Annotated in this window: 18 protein-coding genes; 15 read left to right on the top strand and 3 right to left on the bottom strand. The window is 60.4% G+C overall.

What is annotated here, in order from left to right; genetic code table 11:
• Positions 1-89: 89 nt before the first annotated feature.
• Entirely contained in the window at positions 90-875 is a 786-nt protein-coding gene (locus LIS66_RS08285; RefSeq protein WP_116658262.1) for an outer membrane protein OmpK, read from the top strand.
• 371 nt (positions 876-1246) lie between these two features.
• Positions 1247-2032, top strand: coding sequence for an outer membrane protein OmpK (locus tag LIS66_RS08280; protein ID WP_042608510.1), 786 nt, complete (start codon positions 1247-1249; stop codon positions 2030-2032).
• A 90-nt stretch (positions 2033-2122) separates the two neighbouring features.
• On the opposite strand, the gene LIS66_RS08275 is transcribed toward LIS66_RS08280, so the two are convergent.
• Both LIS66_RS08275 and LIS66_RS08270 read right to left on the bottom strand, forming a co-directional pair.
• Positions 2123-3295: a patatin-like phospholipase family protein gene (locus LIS66_RS08275; protein ID WP_227973968.1), complete on the bottom strand. Its 1173-nt coding sequence runs from the start codon at positions 3293-3295 to the stop codon at positions 2123-2125.
• Positions 3296-3330: 35 nt separating this feature from the next.
• Positions 3331-4263 carry a lipid A biosynthesis lauroyl acyltransferase gene (locus LIS66_RS08270; protein WP_227973967.1) on the bottom strand — a complete coding sequence of 311 codons (933 nt, stop codon included), beginning with the start codon at positions 4261-4263 and terminating at the stop codon, positions 3331-3333.
• A gap of 117 nt (positions 4264-4380) precedes the next feature.
• Here LIS66_RS08270 and minC point away from each other — a divergent pair, with 117 nt between their 5' ends.
• From minC to LIS66_RS08230, 8 genes are all read left to right on the top strand, one after another.
• Positions 4381-5118: a septum site-determining protein MinC gene (gene minC / locus LIS66_RS08265; RefSeq protein ID WP_038861964.1), complete on the top strand. Its 738-nt coding sequence runs from the start codon at positions 4381-4383 to the stop codon at positions 5116-5118.
• Between the two features lie 169 nt (positions 5119-5287).
• Complete coding sequence (gene minD, locus LIS66_RS08260) at positions 5288-6100, top strand: septum site-determining protein MinD (RefSeq protein WP_007913953.1); 813 nt, start codon at positions 5288-5290, stop codon at positions 6098-6100.
• Positions 6100-6354 (top strand): cell division topological specificity factor MinE, encoded by a 255-nt coding sequence (minE, locus tag LIS66_RS08255; protein ID WP_003223146.1) that lies wholly within the window; start codon positions 6100-6102, stop codon positions 6352-6354. The genes minD and minE overlap by 1 nt, the downstream gene beginning before the upstream one ends.
• Before the next feature lie 91 nt (positions 6355-6445).
• Complete coding sequence (locus LIS66_RS08250) at positions 6446-7081, top strand: RluA family pseudouridine synthase (protein WP_227973966.1); 636 nt, start codon at positions 6446-6448, stop codon at positions 7079-7081.
• A 177-nt stretch (positions 7082-7258) separates the two neighbouring features.
• Positions 7259-8548: a M18 family aminopeptidase gene (locus LIS66_RS08245; protein ID WP_064364632.1), complete on the top strand. Its 1290-nt coding sequence runs from the start codon at positions 7259-7261 to the stop codon at positions 8546-8548.
• Positions 8549-8741: 193 nt separating this feature from the next.
• Positions 8742-8918 carry a hypothetical protein gene (locus LIS66_RS08240; RefSeq protein ID WP_165839208.1) on the top strand — a complete coding sequence of 59 codons (177 nt, stop codon included), beginning with the start codon at positions 8742-8744 and terminating at the stop codon, positions 8916-8918.
• A 74-nt stretch (positions 8919-8992) separates the two neighbouring features.
• A complete protein-coding gene (locus tag LIS66_RS08235; protein WP_042608514.1) occupies positions 8993-11146 on the top strand; it encodes a mechanosensitive ion channel family protein in 2154 nt (717 codons plus the stop codon).
• A 64-nt stretch (positions 11147-11210) separates the two neighbouring features.
• A complete protein-coding gene (locus tag LIS66_RS08230; protein WP_227973965.1) occupies positions 11211-12545 on the top strand; it encodes an amidohydrolase in 1335 nt (444 codons plus the stop codon).
• Positions 12546-13141: 596 nt separating this feature from the next.
• Here LIS66_RS08230 and phnR read toward each other — a convergent pair.
• On the bottom strand, positions 13142-13855 hold the full coding sequence (gene phnR / locus LIS66_RS08225; RefSeq protein ID WP_042608516.1) for a phosphonate utilization transcriptional regulator PhnR: 714 nt from the start codon (positions 13853-13855) through the stop codon (positions 13142-13144).
• A gap of 349 nt (positions 13856-14204) precedes the next feature.
• Between phnR and LIS66_RS08220 the strand changes: the two genes are divergently transcribed.
• From LIS66_RS08220 to LIS66_RS08200, 5 genes are all read left to right on the top strand, one after another.
• Positions 14205-15272 (top strand): ABC transporter substrate-binding protein, encoded by a 1068-nt coding sequence (locus LIS66_RS08220; protein WP_042608517.1) that lies wholly within the window; start codon positions 14205-14207, stop codon positions 15270-15272.
• A gap of 178 nt (positions 15273-15450) precedes the next feature.
• On the top strand, positions 15451-16257 hold the full coding sequence (locus LIS66_RS08215; protein ID WP_227973964.1) for an alkaline phosphatase family protein: 807 nt from the start codon (positions 15451-15453) through the stop codon (positions 16255-16257).
• A 5-nt stretch (positions 16258-16262) separates the two neighbouring features.
• Positions 16263-17099, top strand: coding sequence for an ABC transporter permease (locus LIS66_RS08210; RefSeq protein ID WP_161806100.1), 837 nt, complete (start codon positions 16263-16265; stop codon positions 17097-17099).
• Positions 17086-17886: an ABC transporter permease gene (locus tag LIS66_RS08205; protein WP_042608520.1), complete on the top strand. Its 801-nt coding sequence runs from the start codon at positions 17086-17088 to the stop codon at positions 17884-17886. The genes LIS66_RS08210 and LIS66_RS08205 overlap by 14 nt, the downstream gene beginning before the upstream one ends.
• Entirely contained in the window at positions 17883-18872 is a 990-nt protein-coding gene (locus tag LIS66_RS08200; RefSeq protein ID WP_227973963.1) for an ABC transporter ATP-binding protein, read from the top strand. The genes LIS66_RS08205 and LIS66_RS08200 overlap by 4 nt, the downstream gene beginning before the upstream one ends.
• The last annotated feature ends 39 nt before the right edge of the window (positions 18873-18911 follow it).

Raw genomic sequence — 18911 nt, 5'->3', positions numbered from 1 at the left:
GAATGTAATCCCGCTATCGCGAGCAGGCTCACTCCTACAAAGGGATCGCAACTCTGTGCCTTGAAAATAAAAACAAAAGGGAGCAACAGATGATCCGCACGCAAGGCAACGTTCTGTTGAGTGGCGGCCTGCTGGCCGCGAGTCAGGCCATGGCCGGCGATCTGCTGGTGTGGCAGAGCAATAGCCTCAGCTACCTGTACGGCAAGAATTTCGCGATCAACCCGTCGTACCAGCAGACAGTCACTTTCGAACACGCCGACAAATGGAAGTACGGCGACAACTTTCTGTTCGTCGACAAGATCTTCTACAACGGCAAGGAAGATGCGAACAAAGGTCCGCACACCTTCTACGGCGAGTTCACCCCGCGCCTGTCCTTCGGCAAGATCCTCGACCGCAAGCTCGAGTTCGGCCCGATCAAGGACGTGCTGCTGGCGATGACCTACGAGTACGGCGAAGGCGAAAGCGAGGCCTACCTGATCGGCCCCGGCTTCGACCTGAAAGTGCCCGGTTTCAACTACTTCACGCTGAACATTTTCCGCCGCCACACCGAAGGCCCGCGCCCCGGCGATGGCGTTTGGCAGATCACCCCCGCGTGGTCGTGGAGCTTCCCGCTCGGCAATTCCGATGTGCTGATCGACGGCTACCTCGACTGGGTCGTCGACAACGACGAGAACTCGCGCGGCACTTACCACGCCAACCTGCACATCAATCCGCAGATCAAATACGACCTCGGCAAAGCCCTGGGCTGGAGCCAGAAGCAGGTGTACGTCGGCACCGAATACAGCTACTGGAAGAACAAATACGGCATCGAAAACACCCATACCTTCGACACCAACCAGAACACCGCCAGCCTGCTGCTGAAGGTGCACTTCTGAGATGGCCCGCAACCGTGCGCCATGCCTGTTGTCGGTGCTCTGTTGCGGGGCACTTGAGCGCTGGCCGAGGAGTCAGTATTCTCCGCGGCCTTCCGCATTCGCTGTAAAAAAAAGCCCGGATTCAATTTCTGACCGAAAAGCCAACTTATCCCGGCCACGGTCAGTCCTGAGGCCTCCCGAAAACACGCTCGTCGACTGTTTTTCAGCAGCCGAACGGGCGTTTTTTGGTTTTTCGAAAGCCTTGGCGCAGCTTTTGCTACCAGCATCCAAAGCTGACCGATCGGATGAAATTTGCGGTACGAAAAAAGGCGCCACATCAGAGCGCCGAACTTAAAAAAATAACGTGGAACACCTATTTTGGGAGCAACCGAATGAAACGCATGTGCACCAGCCTGATGCTGGCCGGATCGATGTTCGCTGGCGGCCAGGCGATGGCCGAAGGCCTGCTGCAGTGGCAGAACAACAGCCTGACCTATCTGTATGGCAAGGACTTCCAGGTCAACCCGCGCATTCAGCAGACCGTGACTTTCGAACACGCCGATGCGTGGACGTACGGGGATAATTTCTTCTTCTTCGACAAGATCTTCTATAACGGTGGCAAAGACTTCAGCAACGGCCCGAATACCTACTACGGTGAGTTCAGCCCACGCATCTCGCTAGGCAAGGTGCTCGACCAGAAGATCGAGTTCGGCCCGGTCAAGGACGTCCTGGTCGCCATGACCTACGAATTCGGTGAAGGCGATACCGAGGCCTACCTGATCGGTCCAGGCTTCGACCTGGCGATTCCGGGCTTCGATTACTTCCAGCTGAACTTCTACCAGCGTCACACCCAGGGCGCCCGCGCCGGTGACAATGTCTGGCAGATCACCCCCGTCTGGTCCTACACCATCCCGGTGGGCAAATCGAACATCCTCATCGACGGCTTCATGGACTGGGTGGTCGACAACGACTCCAACTCCAAAGGCGACTACCACGCCAACCTGCACTTCAACCCGCAGGTCAAATACGACCTGGGCAAGGCGCTGAATTTCGGCGAGAAGCAGTTGTATGTCGGTGTCGAATACGACTACTGGTCGGACAAGTACGGGATCAAGGACAGCCAGTACTTCAAGACCGATCAGAGCACCACGAGCTTCCTGGTGAAGTTCCACTTCTGACCTCAAAAGCTTCGCGAGCAGGCTCGTTCCCACATTCGACCGAGTTCCAATGTGGGAGCGAGCCTGCTTGCGAAGGCCTCACCGCGGATTTCAGGCGGGAGCTACTGCTTCGGATATCCGCAGAAACCGGCACAGCTCCTCGCGCTTGGCCAACGCATCCCGCCGCCCCAACTCGATCAACTCGCTGCAATACCCCGCCTCGAACAGCAGATAACTCAACACCCCTGCCCCACTCGTCTTGGTCGCTCCCGGCCCACGCAGAAACAAACGCAACGCCGCTGGCAATTCCTGGCGATGGCGTGCCGCGATCTCATCGATCGGCTGACTCGGCGCAATCACCAGCACCTCCACCGGCGCCACACCCAGCGCGCGGGTTGGCGTGCCGGCCGGGAGCAAATGACTGAATTGGTTGAGCCGTTGCAGCAATTCGATGTCGCTCTCCAGACTGTCGATGAACGTGCTGTTGAGCATGTGCCCGCCAATCTGCGCCAGCGTCGGTTGCTGGCCGCTGTAGGCGCGCTCCAGCGGCTGCTGCGGATCGAGGCGGCGCGGGTTGCCGCTGACGCCCACCACCAGCACGCGACTGGCGCCCAAGTGCAACGCCGGACTGATCGGCGCCGACTGACGCACCGCGCCGTCACCAAAATATTCCTCACCGATTTTCACGGGCGCGAACAACAGCGGGATCGCCGAACTGGCCAACAGGTGATCGACCGACAGTTGGGTCGGCATGCCAATGCGTCGATGCCGCAGCCATGCGTCGATGGTGCCGCCACCCTGATAGAACGTCACCGCTTGTCCCGACTCGTAGCCGAACGCAGTCACCGCTACTGCATGCAGTTGCTTGCGCGCGATGGATTCGGCGATGCCGGGCAGGTGCAGTTTTTCCTCGAGCAGTTCGCGCAGTGGCGAACTGTTGAGCAGCGCCACCGGCATTTGTCGACCGAGGCCGAGCAGGCTGTGGCTGACGAAACGGCTGGCTTGATGGATGACTCCGGGCCAGTCGCTGCGCAATACGCGGTGGCTGCGAAAGCCTTGCCAGAACTGGGTCAGGCGTTCGATGGCGGCGCGAAAATCCGTGGCGCCACTGGCCAGGCTGACCGCATTGATCGCCCCGGCCGAGGTGCCGACGATCACCGGAAACGGATTGTCCGCGCCGGCCGGAAGCAGCTCGGCAATCGCCGCCAGCACCCCGACCTGATAAGCCGCCCGGGCCCCGCCGCCGGAAAGAATCAAACCTGTGACCGGTTCAGCAGGACTCATCGCAACACTCCGGGATGCTTGTCAGGACGGGTGAATCAACGGCGCTTGGGATAAAGCTTCGGCTCGCCCGGCGGGCGGCTCTTGAAGCGCCGATGCGCCCACAGATACTGCTCGGGGCAGGCACGCATGGCGCTCTCGACCCACTGATTGATCCTGATGCAATCGGCCTCTTCGCTCTCGCCGGGAAAATCCTCCAGTGGCGGATGGATCACCAGCCGATAACCACTGCCATCGGCCAGCCGTTCCTGGGTGAACGGCACCACCAGCGCCTTGCCCAGGCGGGCAAATTTGGTCGTTGCGGTGACCGTGGCGGCCTGGATGCCGAACAGCGGCACGAAGATGCTCTGCTTGGCGCCATAGTCCTGATCCGGTGCGTACCAGATCGCCCGGCCCGAGCGCAGCAGCTTGAGCATCCCGCGCACGTCGTCGCGCTCCACGGCCAGCGAATCCAGATTGTGTCGCTCGCGGCCACGGCGCTGAACGAAGTCGAACAATGGATTTTTGTGCTCGCGGTACATGCCATCGATGGTGTGCTGCTGGCCGAGCAGCGCGGCGCCGATTTCCAGGGTGGTGAAATGCGCGGCCATGAGGATCACGCCCTTGCCTTCGCGCTGGGCCTTCTGCAGATGTTCAAGGCCTTCGACATGCGCCAGTTTCGCCAGTCGCTCCCGCGACCACCACCAGCTCATCGCCATTTCGAAGAAGGCGATGCCGGTGGAGGCGAAGTTTTCCTTGAGCAGGCGTTTGCGCTCGGCGGCGGATTTCTCCGGGAAGCACAATTCCAGATTGCGCCGGGCGATGGTTCGCCGGTCACTGGCGACGCGATACATCAACGCACCCAAAACTCGACCGATGGTCAGCAGCGCCCGATACGGCAACTGCACGATCAGCCACAAAAGCCCCAGGCCGCACCAGAGCGGCCAGAAGCGCGGAGCAAGATATGCTTTTCGAAAACGCGGGCGATCCATTAAAGCTTCCGTAAATACAGTGGCCGCGCATTCTACATCGTTCGACCCGGCTTGCGGCTCGCGGGCGTTCTCGTTATAAGTCTCGGCACTTTTAGTGACAAGCCGTTGTATGCCGACATGAGCCAAACCGACCCGTTAGACCAAGATCCCGTATTCCAGCTCAAGGGCAGCATGCTGGCCATCACTGTGCTGGAACTGGCCCGTAACGACCTCGAAAGCCTCGATCGGCAATTGGCCGCCAAAGTCGCCCAGGCGCCGAATTTCTTCAGCAATGCACCGCTGGTTCTGGCGCTGGACAAACTGCCGCCGAACCAGGGCGCAGTCGACCTGCCGGGGCTGATGCGTGTCTGCCGCCAGCATGGCCTGCGCACCCTGGCGATCCGTGCCAGCCGCATCGAAGACATCGCCGCCGCCATCGCCATCGACATTCCCGTGCTGCCACCCTCCGGCGCCCGCGAGCGCCCATTGGAGACGCCGGAAGTCGAGGTCAAAAAGAAGCCGGAAAAACCGCCTGAGCCGACCGTCAAACCGACCCGCGTGATCACTACGCCAGTACGTGGTGGCCAACAGATATACGCCCAGGGTGGCGATCTGGTCGTGGTCTCCTCGGTCAGTCCGGGGGCGGAACTTCTCGCCGATGGCAACATCCATGTATACGGCCCGATGCGCGGCCGTGCACTGGCCGGCGTCAAAGGTGACACCAAGGCACGGATTTTCTGTCAGCAATTGAGCGCTGAACTGATCTCCATCGCCGGTCATTACAAGGTCTCTGAGGATCTGCGTCGCGATCCGATGTGGGGCTCGGGCGTCCAGGTCAGCCTGTCGGGCGACGTGTTGAACATCATTCGGCTTTAACGGATACTGCCGCATTTTCCAAGCATCTCTAAAACGTAGCGAAAACGGCTCAAACGAAGTAGGAAAAAGGCCTAAAGCCAAATTCCAGCCAAGGCTGTCCGACTGCAGTAGTTTTCAAGAGATGTTTTTCAGGGGCTGAACAGTCCTTCTTCCTTAGGGGTGAAACACCTTGGCCAAGATTCTCGTGGTTACATCCGGCAAGGGTGGTGTGGGTAAGACCACCACCAGCGCCGCTATCGGTACCGGTCTCGCTCTGCGCGGCCACAAAACAGTGATCGTCGACTTCGACGTGGGCTTGCGTAACCTCGACCTGATCATGGGTTGCGAGCGCCGCGTGGTGTATGACTTCGTCAACGTCGTGAACGGCGAAGCCAACCTGCAACAGGCGCTGATCAAAGACAAGCGCCTGGAAAACCTCTACGTACTGGCGGCCAGCCAGACCCGCGACAAAGACGCGCTGACCGTCGAAGGCGTGGAAAAAGTCCTGATGGAGCTCAAGGAACAATTCGAGTTCGTCGTCTGCGACTCCCCGGCGGGCATCGAGAAAGGTGCGCACCTGGCCATGTACTTCGCCGATGAAGCGATCGTCGTGACCAACCCGGAAGTCTCCTCGGTTCGTGACTCGGACCGCATGCTCGGCCTGCTGGCGAGCAAATCGCGTCGCGCCGAACGTGGCGAAGATCCGATCAAGGAACACCTGCTGATCACCCGCTACCACCCGGAGCGCGTTGAAAAGGGCGAGATGCTCGGCGTTGAAGACGTCAAGGAAATCCTCTCGGTAACCCTGCTCGGCGTCATCCCGGAATCCCAGGCAGTGCTCAAGGCTTCCAACCAGGGCGTGCCGGTAATTCTCGACGACCAGAGCGATGCCGGTCAGGCTTACAGCGATACCGTCGACCGCCTGCTGGGCAAAGAAAAAGCCCACCGATTCCTCGATGTCGAGAAGAAGGGATTCTTCGAGCGCCTGTTTGGAGGTAGGTAATGAACCTTTTTGACTTCTTTCGTGCCAACAAAAAGCCAAGTACCGCCTCGGTAGCGAAAGAGCGTCTACAGATCATCGTGGCGCATGAGCGCGGCCAGCGCAGCACGCCGGATTACCTGCCAGCCTTGCAAAAGGAACTGGTCGACGTGATCCGCAAGTACGTCAACATCGGCAACGACGACGTACACGTTGCACTGGAAAGCCAGGGCAGTTGCTCGATTCTGGAACTCAACATCACCCTGCCCGATCGCTGAGTCGATCCGGCAGGAACGACGGCGGTTCAGGGCCATCCCCATGCGGGAATGGCCCTGAACCGCCGTTGGCATTTGTTACGAGGCTGTTTTAATGCCGCTGTCCAACATCCGCATCATCCACGAGGACGCCGCCGTTCTGGTGGTCGACAAACCGACCCTGCTGCTCTCGGTGCCCGGCCGCGCCGAAGACAACAAGGACTGCCTGATTACCCGTCTGCAGGAAAATGGCTACCCGGAAGCGCGCATCGTCCATCGCCTGGACTGGGAAACCTCCGGCATCATCCTGCTGGCCCGTGATGCCGACACCCATCGCGAGCTGTCGCGGCAGTTTCATGACCGCGAAACCGAAAAGGCCTACACCGCTCTGGCCTGGGGTCAGCCGGAACTCGACAGCGGCAGCATCGACCTGCCCCTGCGTTATGACCCACCGACCAAGCCGCGTCACGTGGTCGATCACGAATTCGGCAAGCATGCATTGACGTTCTGGAAAGTACTGGAGCGCTGCGGCGACTGGTGCCGCGTCGAACTGACACCGATCACCGGTCGCTCCCATCAGTTGCGCGTACACATGTTGTCGATCGGCCATCCGCTGCTGGGTGACGGGCTCTATGCCCACGAGCAAGCGCTGGCGGCCTGGCCACGGCTGTGCCTGCACGCCAGCATGCTCAGCTTCACCCACCCGCAAACCGGCGAACGCCTGCGCTTCGAGTGCCCCGCCCCGTTCTGACCGGCCACAACGATTTAATGTAGGAGTGAGCCTGCTCGCGATAGGGGTGTGTCAGATAAGTATCAGTTGACTGACCCAGTGCTATCGCGAGCAGGCTCACTCCTACAGGGATCTGCATTGGATTCAATTCCCCGGCCAATACGTTAAACTCCCGCCCATTGCTGTCTGGAGTTTCTTATGCGCGCAGAGTTGAACCAGGGCCTTATCGACTTTCTCAAGGCCTCTCCTACCCCGTTCCACGCTACCGCCAGCCTCGTGCAGCGTCTGGAGGCCGCCGGTTATGTGCGCCTCGACGAGCGCGAGCCATGGTCCACCGAGGCCAACGGCCGCTATTACGTCACCCGCAACGACTCCTCGATCGTCGCGATCAAAATGGGCCGCAATTCGCCACTGCACGACGGTATCCGCTTGGTCGGCGCCCACACCGACAGCCCGTGCCTGCGGGTCAAGCCACAGCCGGAACTGCAGCGTCAGGGCTTCTGGCAACTGGGCGTTGAAGTCTACGGCGGCGCGTTGCTGGCGCCGTGGTTTGATCGCGATCTGTCGTTGGCCGGCCGCGTCACCTTCCGCCGTGACGGCAAGGTCGAGAGCCAGTTGATCGACTTCAAGGCACCGATCGCGATCATTCCCAACCTGGCCATTCACCTCAACCGTGAAGCCAATCAGGGCTGGGCGATCAACGCGCAGACCGAACTGCCGCCGATCCTCGCCCAGTTCGCCGGTGACGAGCGCGTCGATTTCCGCGCCGTGCTCACCGATCAACTGGCCCGCGAACACGGCCTGAATGCCGACGTCGTGCTCGATTACGAGCTGAGTTTCTACGACACGCAAAGCGCAGCGGTCATCGGTCTGAACGGTGATTTCATTGCCGGTGCGCGTCTCGACAACCTGCTGTCGTGCTATGCCGGCCTGCAAGCCTTGCTCACCGCCGAGACCGACGAAACCTGCGTGCTGGTGTGCAACGACCACGAAGAAGTCGGCTCCTGCTCGGCCTGCGGTGCCGATGGCCCGATGCTCGAGCAGACTTTGCGCCGCCTGCTGCCGGAAGGTGACGAGTTCGTCCGCACCATCCAGAAATCCCTGCTGGTGTCGGCCGACAACGCCCACGGCGTGCATCCCAATTACGCGGAAAAACACGACGCCAATCACGGCCCGAAACTCAACGCCGGCCCGGTGATCAAGGTCAACAGCAACCAGCGCTACGCCACCAACAGCGAAACCGCCGGTTTCTTCCGCCATCTGTGCATGGCTGAAGAAGTCCCGGTGCAAAGTTTCGTGGTGCGCAGCGACATGGGCTGCGGCTCGACCATCGGTCCGATCACCGCCAGCCACCTGGGGGTTCGCACCGTCGACATCGGTCTGCCGACCTTTGCCATGCACTCGATCCGCGAGCTGTGCGGCAGCCATGACCTGGCGCATTTGGTGAAAGTGCTCAGCGCGTTTTATGCCAGTCGTGAGTTGCCGTAAAGGCTGAAAAACTTCGCGAGCAGGCTCGCTCCCACATTGAGTAGCATTCCAACCTGTGGGAGCGAGCCTGCTCGCGAAAGCGCCTGTGCAGGCAGCAGAATCCTCTCTGACTCGATGCATTCCCGAGCCACATCACACCCCGCCTCGAAAACCTGCCTAGACTCAACGGATCCCACCAGACAAGGCAGTCTCCATGATCTCGATGTCCTCCTTCCATGCCATGCTCATTCCCATCCTCAGCGGAATGATCCTGCTGGCCATCGGCTTCAACTTCCGTGACAAGAACGCCGGGGTGTTGGCCATGTGGATCGGCATGCTGATGATCCTCGCCACCGTGGTCTACAAGATCCTCGCCAAACTCAACGAATGACCGCGCCCGGCTCGCATTGCGCCGGAGGGCCTCGTACACTCCAGCGCATCCGCCTATCGCGAGGTTGTCTTCTGGTGTTCGCTCGTCTTTTTGCTGTACCCGGTCTGTTGCTTGTCTTGATCATGACGCTGCTGCCGCTGGCGCCCGCGCAAGCGGTCGGTCTGCCCGGCCTGCTCAACACTTCCAAGCCGCAGCCCGAAGCCCAGGAACCCCTCGGCCAGTCGCTGGACGAAGTGATCAAGTCACTGGAAAACGATAAGCAACGCGCACAGTTGCTCAGCGATCTGAAGAAGCTGCGCGACGCCACGAAGAAGGCCCAGGCCACCCCGGAAGAAGGCGTGCTGGGCCTGATCGGTGGCACCCTCGCCAACTTCGAAAAACAGTTTTCCGGCGCCGACAGCCCGCTCACCCGCTGGTCCAACGAATTCGACCTGGCCAAGGACGAACTGACCAGCAAGCTGCTGCCGGCCAATGAATGGCTGCCGATCATCTTCGGCTTCGCCGTGATCCTGATGGTCTGGAGCCTCCTCGCCGCTGCGCTGATCTGGCTTGGCCACCGCGTCCGTATGCGCTTCGGCCTTACCGAAGAACTGCCGCAACACCCCAAGGCCCTCGACATGCTGCGTTTCGCCCTGCGCAAGCTCGGGCCGTGGCTGATCGCGTTGGTGATGACGGTCTACATGAGCTACGTGCTGCCGTCATCGCTGGGCAAGAGCCTGGCGATGGTGCTGGCGTATGCCTTGGTGGTGGGCACCTGTTTCTCGGCGATCTGCGTGATTGCCTTCTCTCTGCTCGACGGCCCGCACCGCCATCGCGCGCTGTACATTCTTCGTCATCAGGCGTTCCGGCCACTGTGGCTGATCGGCAGCTTTGCTGCGTTCGGTGAAGCGCTGAGCGATCCGCGTCTGGTGGAAAGCCTGGGCGTGCATCTGGCCCACACTGCAGCGACCACCGCCAACGTACTCGCGGCACTGTCGACCGGCCTGTTCATTCTGCGATTCCGCCGGCCGATCGCGCACCTGATCCGCAACCAGCCACTGTCGCGCCGCCTGACCCGCCGCGCCCTCAGCGACACCATCGAGATCCTCGGCACCTTCTGGTACGTGCCGGCGCTGGTGCTGGTCGGCATCTCGCTGTTCGCCACGTTCGTCTCCGCCGGCGACACCAGCACCGCGCTGCGGCAGTCGCTGATCTGCACGGTTCTGCTGGTGTTGTGCATGGTCATCAACGGCCTCGTGCGTCGTCATTCGTTGAAGCCGCAACGCGGGCCGAAACGCCATGCGCTGTACTCGGAGCGCCTGAAGAACTTCTTCTATACCCTCGCGCATTTGCTGGTGTGGCTGATCTTCATCGAGTTGGGCCTGCGTGTCTGGGGCCATTCGCTGATCGCGTTCGCCGAAGGTGATGGCCATGACATCAGCGTCAGACTGTTCAGCCTGATCGGCACGCTGATTTTCTCCTGGCTGATCTGGATCCTCGCCGACACCGCCGTGCACCACGCCCTCACCCGCTCGCGCAAAGGCCTGGCCAACGCCCGCGCGCAGACGATGATGCCACTGATCCGCAACGTGCTGTTCGTGGCGATCTTCATCATCGCGCTGATCGTCGCTCTGGCGAACATGGGCATGAACGTCACGCCACTGCTCGCCGGTGCCGGTGTGATCGGTCTGGCTATCGGTTTCGGCGCGCAGTCGCTGGTCGCTGACTTGATCACCGGCCTGTTCATCATCATCGAAGACTCGCTGGCCATCGACGACTACGTCGACGTCGGCGGCCACCTCGGCACTGTAGAAGGGCTGACCATCCGCACCGTCCGCCTGCGCGACATCGACGGTATCGTCCACACCATCCCGTTCAGCGAAATCAAAAGCATCAAGAACTACTCGCGGGAATTCGGCTACGCGATCTTCCGCGTTGCCGTGCCGTACAACATGGAAATCGACGACGCGATCAAACTGATGCGCGACGTCGGCCAGAAGATGCGCAGCGATCCGCTGCAACGCCGCAACATCTGGTCGCCGCTGGAGATCCAGGGCGTGGAAAGTTTCGAATCCGGCAGCGCGATCCTGCGCGCACGCTTCAAGACTGCGCCGATCAAACAGTGGGAGGTTTCCCGGGCGTTCAACTTGTCGCTGAAAAGGCAACTGGATGAGGCGGGCCTGGATCTGGCGACACCGCGGATGAGTGTGCAGGTGATTACTGCCGGCGGCGGCCAACCGAAGGAATAGCACTCAAGCGCGTGGTTGCAGTCACAGGCAAGGAAGCCTGACAACAATAATCAAGGAGAACCCCATGCATCTGACGCGCATTGCCCAAACCATCCTGCTCACGCTGATCGCCAGCCACGCCGGCGCCGCGACGATGGACAGCGCCCGCACACAGATCGCCGAGCAGGCGCAAAAGCTTGAACCGGAGCTGCTGGAAACCCGCCGCGACCTTCACGCTCATCCGGAGCTCGGCAACACCGAAAAACGCACCGCTGAGCTGGTCGCCAAACAGCTGCAAGCCATGGGCCTGGAAGTGAAAACCGGCGTCGCCCGCACCGGTGTGGTTGCCATCCTGAAGGGCGCCCTGCCCGGCCCGACCGTGGCGCTGCGCGCCGACATGGACGCGCTGCCGGTCAAGGAAGTCTCCGACTTGCCGTTCGCTTCGAAAGCCAAAGGCACGTATCTCGACAAGGAAGTCGACGTCATGCACGCCTGCGGCCACGACGCCCACACCGCGATCCTGCTCAGCGCCGCGAAAATTCTGACGGGCATGCGCGACAGCCTGCCCGGCACCGTGGTGTTCTACTTCCAGCCCGCCGAAGAAGGCCCGAGCGATTTCATTCCCGACGGCAAAAACACGTGGGGCGCAAAAATGATGGTCGAAGAAGGCGTGATGAAATCGCCGAAACCCGACGCAGTGTTCGGCCTGCACGTCTGGGCCGGCGTTCCCGCCGGCCAGATCGCCTACCGCCCCGGGCCGACCCTGGCCAGTTCCGACGACCTGCGGATCAAGATCCACGGCAAACAAACCCACGCCGGCCGCCCGTGGGACGGCATCGACCCGATCACCGTCGGCGCGCAAACCATCGTCGGCCTGCAAACCGTGGTCAGCCGTCGCACCGACATTTCCTCTTACCCGTCGGTAGTCAGCATCGGCACCATCAACGGCGGCACCCGCTACAACATCATCCCCGAATCACTCGACATGACCGGCACCATCCGCTCCTACGACTACGGCATCCGCCAGAAACTGCATGCCGACGTACGCCAGACCATCGAGAAAATCGCCGAAAGCGGCGGCGCCAAAGCCGACGTCACCATCATCGAAAAGTACGACCCGACGATCAACAACCCGGCACTGACGGAAAAGATGCTGCCGACCCTGAAGTGGGCCGCCAAGGATGATGTGGTGCAGGGTCCACTGGTGGGTGGTGCGGAAGATTTCTCGTTCTTTGCCAAAGAGGCGCCAGGGTTGTTCGTGTTTCTCGGAGTGACGCCCCGGGATCAGGACATGAGCAAAGCCGCGCCGAATCATAATCCGGGGTTCTTCGTGGATGAATCGGCGCTGGTGGTTGGGGTCAGGACATTGGCTTCGTTGGCCACGGATTATCTGTATGGGAATGCGGGGTTGGGCAAGTAAACCCAGATGGCTGGAATCCTGAAGGTCAAAAGCCCCTCACCCTAGCCCTCTCCCAGAGGGAGAGGGGCCTGACCGGGTTGTTTGGATGAGGTATGCCAACCTGAGATACCGAGTTGAATGCAGATTTTGAACAACTCACAAATCGGCTCCCTCTCCCTCGGGAGAGGGCTGGGGTGAGGGGAAAATCCACCACAAAACCGAAGCCAGACACCGCATGCTTTTCACCACTCAAAACAATGAGCGCAAGCTCGAGTAGCTTTTGATCTTGATCTCAGGGCCCGTCGGCAGGCTGAGTGGAGGGATTGATCCGGGCGTGGGAGCGCAGCGACCGTACGACGCAGTCGTACACAGCGAGTGTAGGTGCAGCGAAGCAAACCGGAGCCGCTGCGCCAGGATCGATCCCGCAGCGAAGGAACCCCGAGCCCCAGCGAGCGGGCCGAACGTCAGGGCACAGCCTTTTCGGTTACCTTTTTGGCGTTTGAAAAAGGTGACCCGCCGTAAGGGCGGAACCATAAGAAGCCGTTACCGCAGCAACGGATATACACCCAAAAACCCCAAAACCTGGTCGGCCCAGAGGCCGCCAAGGTCAAAAAAGGTCAAACCACATCAACCCCAACGTGAATCGCATCGTGCCGCCAAAACTCCAGATCACAATCAATCAACCGCCCATGCTGATCATAATTGACCCGCGCAATGCGCAACCCCGGACTCCCCACCGACACCCGCAAAGCCGCCGCCGCATCGACAGATAAAGACGTAGGCACAATCTCAAACCGCACCCGGCCATAGTGCAAATCGTAATGCCCGGCATACAGCTCGGTAATCGACTGATTCAAATCAAAATCAAGAATCCCCGGAAAAAACTGCGGATTCAAATAGTGCTCCACATACAACACCAACCGCCCATCGATGCGCCGCGAACGGCAAATCTGAATGACGCTCGACAACGCCGGCAACTGCAACCACGCACACACCGCCGCCGAAGCCGGCTGCAAGCGCGCCGAAATCACCTCGGTCGAAGGCTCGCGCCCCTGCGCACTGACCATCGCGTGAAAGTGACTGCGCTGCATCAGGTTGTAAGCCAGACGCGGCGGCGACACGAACCAGCCGCGCCGCTCCTCGCGATAAATCTGCCCCTGCGCCTCCAGTTGCAACAACGCCTCACGCACAGTGATCCGCGTGGTCCCGAACAACTCACTGAGCTTGCGCTCGGCCGGCAATTTGCTCCCGGCCGCCAGCAAACCATGATCAATCTGCTCCTGCAGCACTTGGCCAATGGTTGTCACCGCTTTCGTTGCCTCGTCGCGCATCAACGTTACCTATCTGGACTAGACCAGCACTGTTTCGGGGCGTAACTGACCGCCGATCAAAGCGCTTGCGTAGATTGCAAGCCTAGGCAGTGCAGATGACCGACAGATGACAAAACTGCCGAACGGTCGCGTTCACGGCTTGCAATACATCGGCCAAGTCCCATGTCCGCCGGGCCTGCGCCATGGTCTACGCTTATTTGGCAGCCACCGATCCCGGCCAGGCAAACGACCTGCCACAGGGCCATCGACATCAAAGTGTCATCCAGCCCGCCTAAATTGGCTCAGGTATTGCTGACCTAGACCAACACAACCGCAATCGCAGCGTTGAACACGACCAAGGAGCTTCGGAATGAAACAGCTTTTCCTGGCAACACTGTTAGGCTCGACCATCGCAATGTGCACCGCCGCGATGGCGGCCGACACCGATCTGAAAACCCTCGAAGCCGCTGCGAAGGCGGAAGGCGCCGTCAACAGCGTCGGCATGCCCGATGACTGGGCCAACTGGAAAGGCACCTGGGAAGACCTGGCCAAGAAATACGGCCTGAAACACATCGACACCGACATGAGTTCGGCCCAGGAAATCGCCAAGTTCGCCGCCGAAAAAGACAATGCTACTGCCGACATTGGCGACGTCGGTGCCGCCTTCGGCCCGATCGCGGTCAAGCAAGGTGTGGTGCAACCGTACAAGCCGAGCACCTGGGATCAGGTTCCGGACTGGGCCAAGGACAAGGACGGCAACTGGGCGCTGGCCTACACCGGCACCATCGCCTTTATCGTCAACAAGAAGCTGCTGCATGGCTCCGACGTGCCGACCAAATGGGCGGATCTGAAAACCGGCAAGTACAAGGTCTCCATCGGCGACGTCAGCACCGCCGCCCAGGCCGCCAACGGCGTGCTCGCTGCGGCTTTGGCCAACGGTGGTGACGAGAAGAACATCAAGCCAGCCCTGCTGCTGTTCGCCGACCTCGCCAAACAGGGTCGCCTGTCGATGGCCAACCCGACCATCGCCACCATGGAAAAAGGCGAAATCGAAGTCGGTGTGGTCTGGGATTTCAACGGCCTCAGCTACAAAGCCAAGATGGCCAATCCGGATGATTACGTGGTGCTGATCCCGTCCGATGGTTCGGTGATTTCCGGCTACACCACGATCATCAACAAATACGCGAAAAACCCCAACGCCGCCAAGCTGACCCGCGAATACATCTTCAGCGACGCCGGCCAGACCAACCTCGCCCGCGGCAACGCCCGTCCGATCCGCGCCGAACACCTGCAACTGCCGGAAGACGTGAAAGCCAAACTGCTGCCGAACGAGCAGTACAAGAAGGTCACGCCGGTCAAGGATGCCGACGCGTGGGAAAAGACCTCCAAAGCCCTGCCGCAGCAGTGGAACGAGGAAGTCATCGTAGAGATGAAATAAACCTGATCACCACTATGTGACCTGAAACAAATCCCCATGCAGGAGTGAGCCTGCTCGCGATAGCGGTCGAACATTCAACGACGATGTTGGCTGAACCACTGCCATCGCGAGCAGGCTCACTCCTACAGGGGATCTCGGTTGGATCTGAATTTTCCTGTTTCGCGGAGTTCTTGCCCCTATGAAGCACAACGTCATCCTTGTCGTGCTCGACGGCCTCAATTACGAGGTTGCGCGTCACGCCATGGGGCATCTGCAGGCTTATGTCGGCGCAGGACGCGCGGCGCTCTATCAACTGGAGTGCGAACTGCCCGCCCTGTCCCGGCCGCTCTATGAGTGCATTCTCACCGGCGTGCCGCCGATCGACAGCGGCATCGTCCACAACAACGTCTCGCGCCTGTCCAGCCAGCGCAGCATCTATCACTACGCCCGCGATGCCGGACTGAAAACCGCCGCTGCGGCGTACCACTGGGTCAGCGAGTTGTATAACCGCTCACCGTTCGTGGCGGCGCGCGACCGCCACACCGACGATCCGACGTTGCCGATCCAGCACGGCCATTTCTACTGGAACGATCATTATCCGGATTCGCACCTGTTCGCCGACGCGGAAAACCTGCGACTGCGTCACGCGCCCAATTTCCTCCTGATCCATCCGATGAACATCGACGATGCCGGGCACAAGCACGGCCTCGACAGCTCGCAATACCGCAACAGCGCGCGCTCAGCGGACATCATCCTCGCCGACTATCTGCAGACCTGGCTCGACGCTGGTTATCAGGCATTGGTGACCGCCGACCACGGCATGAACAACGATCGCTCGCACAACGGCCTGCTGGTGGAAGAACGTCAGGTGCCGCTGTTCGTCCTCGGCGATGCGTTCAGCCTCAACCCTGACGCCACACCGAAACAGACCGAGCTCTGCGGCACAGTCTGCGAACTGCTCGGCGTGCCCCACGACAAACCTGTGTGCCGGGAGCTGCTCAAGTGAACTCCATGACTCGCGGCAAATGGCTCGCGGCGCTGTGTCTGGTGCCCTTCGCGCTGTTCTTCATCGTTTTCGAAATCGCCCCGCTGGTCTGGGTGATGATCAACAGCCTGCAATCGGAAGAGTCCGGTTGGGGCCTGGCCAATTTCAGCAAGGTCTTTGGATCGAAATTCTATCGGCAGGCGATCCAGTACAGCCTCGAGATCAGTTTCTGGTCGAGCTTATTCGGCATCATCATCGCCGTGCTCGGCGCATATTCATTGCGCCGAGTCGATTCGAAGCTGCGCAACTTCGTGAATGCCTTCGCCAACATGACCAGCAACTTCGCCGGCGTGCCGCTGGCGTTTGCGTTCATCATCCTGCTCGGTTTCAACGGCAGCATCACCATCATGCTCAAGCAGTCGGGGATCATTCAGGACTTCAACCTGTATTCGAAAACCGGCCTGATCATTCTCTACACCTACTTCCAGATTCCCCTCGGCGTGCTGCTGCTCTACCCGGCCTTCGACGCCTTGCGTGAAGACTGGCGCGAGTCCGCTGCGTTGCTCGGCGCCAACGGCTGGCAGTTCTGGCGGCACATCGGTCTGCCGGTGCTGACCCCGGCACTGCTCGGCACTTTCGTCATCCTGCTGGCCAACGCCCTTGGCGCGTACGCCACGGTTTATGCGCTGACCACCGGCAACTTCAACGTTCTGCCGATCCGTATCGCAGCGATGGTGTCCGGGGACATTTCCCTCGATCCGAACCTGGCCAGTGCATTGGCCGTGGTGCTCGTGGCGCTGATGACCATCGTCACCGTCGTGCATCAACTGCTGCTGAAGAGGAGCTACCATGTCTCGCGCTGAATCCGGCCCGGCCGGCCTCTACCACCGCGTCGTGGTCTACCTGCTGTTCGCCATCCTGTTGTTGCCGCTGGCGGGCACACTGGTCTACTCGATCGCCAGCAGTTGGTCGGCGACGATTCTGCCCAGCGGCTTCACCTTCAAGTGGTACATCCAGCTGTGGAGCGATCCGCGCTTTCTGCACGCCTTCGGCCAGTCGCTGATCGTCTGCGTCGGTGCCCTGGTGCTCTCGGTGGTGCTGATCCTGCCGCTGCTGTTCGTCGTGCATTACTACTTTCCCAGGCTCGATGCGCTGATGAACATCCTCATCCTGCTGCCCTTCGCGGTGCCGCCAGTGGTGTCCTCGGTGGGGTTGTTGCAGCTCTACGGTTCCGGGCCGATGGCGATGGTCGGCACGCCGTGGATTCTGATCGGCTGCTACTTCACCGTGGCGCTGCCCTTCATGTACCGGGCGATCACCAACAACCTGCAAGCGATCAACCTGCGCGACCTGATGGACGCCGCGCAACTGCTCGGCGCCAGCACCTTTCAAGCGGCGTTCCTGGTGGTGCTGCCGAATTTGCGCAAGGGTCTGATGGTGGCGTTGCTGCTGTCGTTCTCATTCCTCTTCGGCGAGTTCGTATTCGCCAATATTCTCGTCGGCACCCGCTACGAAACCCTGCAGGTGTATCTGAACAACATGCGCAACAGCAGCGGTCACTTCACCAGTGCGCTGGTCATCTCGTATTTCTTCTTCGTGCTGGTCCTGACCTGGATCGCCAACATCTTGAACAAGGACAAAAGCGAATGAGCTATGTCAGCGTCCAACACCTGCAGAAAAGTTATGCCGGCACCACGGTGTTCAGCGATATCGATTGCGAAATCCACAAGGGCGAGTTCGTCACCCTGCTCGGCCCGTCCGGGTGCGGCAAATCCACGCTGTTGCGTTGCATTGCCGGGCTGACCCCGGTGGATGGCGGCCAGATCCTCCTCGACGGCGTCGATATCGTGCCGTTGAGCCCGCAAAAACGTGGCATTGGCATGGTTTTTCAGAGTTACGCGCTGTTCCCCAACATGACCGTCGAGCAGAACGTCGCTTTCGGCTTGCGCATGCAAAAGGTCAATGCCGATGACAGTCACAAGCGCGTCGCTGAAGTGCTGAAACTGGTTGAGTTGCATGACTTCGCCAGCCGCTATCCGCATCAACTGTCCGGTGGCCAATGCCAACGGGTTGCCCTCGCCCGTTCGCTAGTGACCCGCCCGCGTTTGTTGCTGCTGGATGAGCCGCTGTCAGCACTCGACGCACGGATTCGCAAGCACCTGCGCGAGCAGATCCGCCAGATCCAGCGGGAGCTCGGCCTGACCACGATCTTCGTCACCCACGATCAGGAAGAAGCGCTGACCATGTCCGATCGCATTTTCCTGATGAACCAGGGGAAGATCGTCCAGAGCGGCGACGCCGAAACCCTCTACACCGCGCCGGTGGATTTATTCGCCGCCGGCTTCATCGGCAACTACAACCTGCTCGACGCCGATGCCGCCTCCAAGCTGTTGCAACGGCCGGTCAACCACCGCATCGCCATCCGCCCGGAAGCCATCGAGCTGAGCCTCGACGGCGAACTGGACGCACAGATCCGCAGCCACAGCCTGCTCGGCAACGTCATTCGTTATCGCGTCGAAGCGCGCGGTGTGGAATTGGTGGTCGATGTGCTCAACCGTTCGGCCGCCGATCTGCATCCCGACGGACAGCGCCTGGCACTTTCCATCGATCCGACGGCCTTGTGCGAAGTAGCTTAAAAACAGCTGCAAGCTTCGAGCTACAAGCTTCAAGCTGTA

The sequence above is a fragment of the Pseudomonas sp. HN2 genome (assembly GCF_020736465.1).
GTDB lineage: Bacteria > Pseudomonadota > Gammaproteobacteria > Pseudomonadales > Pseudomonadaceae > Aquipseudomonas > Aquipseudomonas moraviensis_A.
This window is presented reverse-complemented; position numbering and strand designations above follow the sequence as displayed.

Bases quoted from the DNA above. Each gene is read 5' to 3' on its own strand.
- LIS66_RS08215 (WP_227973964.1), top strand. From the start codon at position 15,451: ATGAAGCACAACGTCATCCTTGTCGTGCTCGACGGCCTCAATTACGAG.
- phnR (WP_042608516.1), bottom strand. From the start codon at position 13,855: ATGCGCGACGAGGCAACGAAAGCGGTGACAACCATTGGCCAAGTGCTG.
- LIS66_RS08245 (WP_064364632.1), top strand. From the start codon at position 7,259: ATGCGCGCAGAGTTGAACCAGGGCCTTATCGACTTTCTCAAGGCCTCT.
- LIS66_RS08210 (WP_161806100.1), top strand. From the start codon at position 16,263: ATGACTCGCGGCAAATGGCTCGCGGCGCTGTGTCTGGTGCCCTTCGCG.
- LIS66_RS08200 (WP_227973963.1), top strand. From the start codon at position 17,883: ATGAGCTATGTCAGCGTCCAACACCTGCAGAAAAGTTATGCCGGCACC.
- minE (WP_003223146.1), top strand. From the start codon at position 6,100: ATGAACCTTTTTGACTTCTTTCGTGCCAACAAAAAGCCAAGTACCGCC.
- LIS66_RS08205 (WP_042608520.1), top strand. From the start codon at position 17,086: ATGTCTCGCGCTGAATCCGGCCCGGCCGGCCTCTACCACCGCGTCGTG.
- LIS66_RS08285 (WP_116658262.1), top strand. From the start codon at position 90: ATGATCCGCACGCAAGGCAACGTTCTGTTGAGTGGCGGCCTGCTGGCC.
- LIS66_RS08220 (WP_042608517.1), top strand. From the start codon at position 14,205: ATGAAACAGCTTTTCCTGGCAACACTGTTAGGCTCGACCATCGCAATG.
- minC (WP_038861964.1), top strand. From the start codon at position 4,381: ATGAGCCAAACCGACCCGTTAGACCAAGATCCCGTATTCCAGCTCAAG.
- LIS66_RS08275 (WP_227973968.1), bottom strand. From the start codon at position 3,295: ATGAGTCCTGCTGAACCGGTCACAGGTTTGATTCTTTCCGGCGGCGGG.
- LIS66_RS08240 (WP_165839208.1), top strand. From the start codon at position 8,742: ATGATCTCGATGTCCTCCTTCCATGCCATGCTCATTCCCATCCTCAGC.
- LIS66_RS08250 (WP_227973966.1), top strand. From the start codon at position 6,446: ATGCCGCTGTCCAACATCCGCATCATCCACGAGGACGCCGCCGTTCTG.
- LIS66_RS08270 (WP_227973967.1), bottom strand. From the start codon at position 4,263: ATGGATCGCCCGCGTTTTCGAAAAGCATATCTTGCTCCGCGCTTCTGG.
- LIS66_RS08230 (WP_227973965.1), top strand. From the start codon at position 11,211: ATGCATCTGACGCGCATTGCCCAAACCATCCTGCTCACGCTGATCGCC.
- LIS66_RS08280 (WP_042608510.1), top strand. From the start codon at position 1,247: ATGAAACGCATGTGCACCAGCCTGATGCTGGCCGGATCGATGTTCGCT.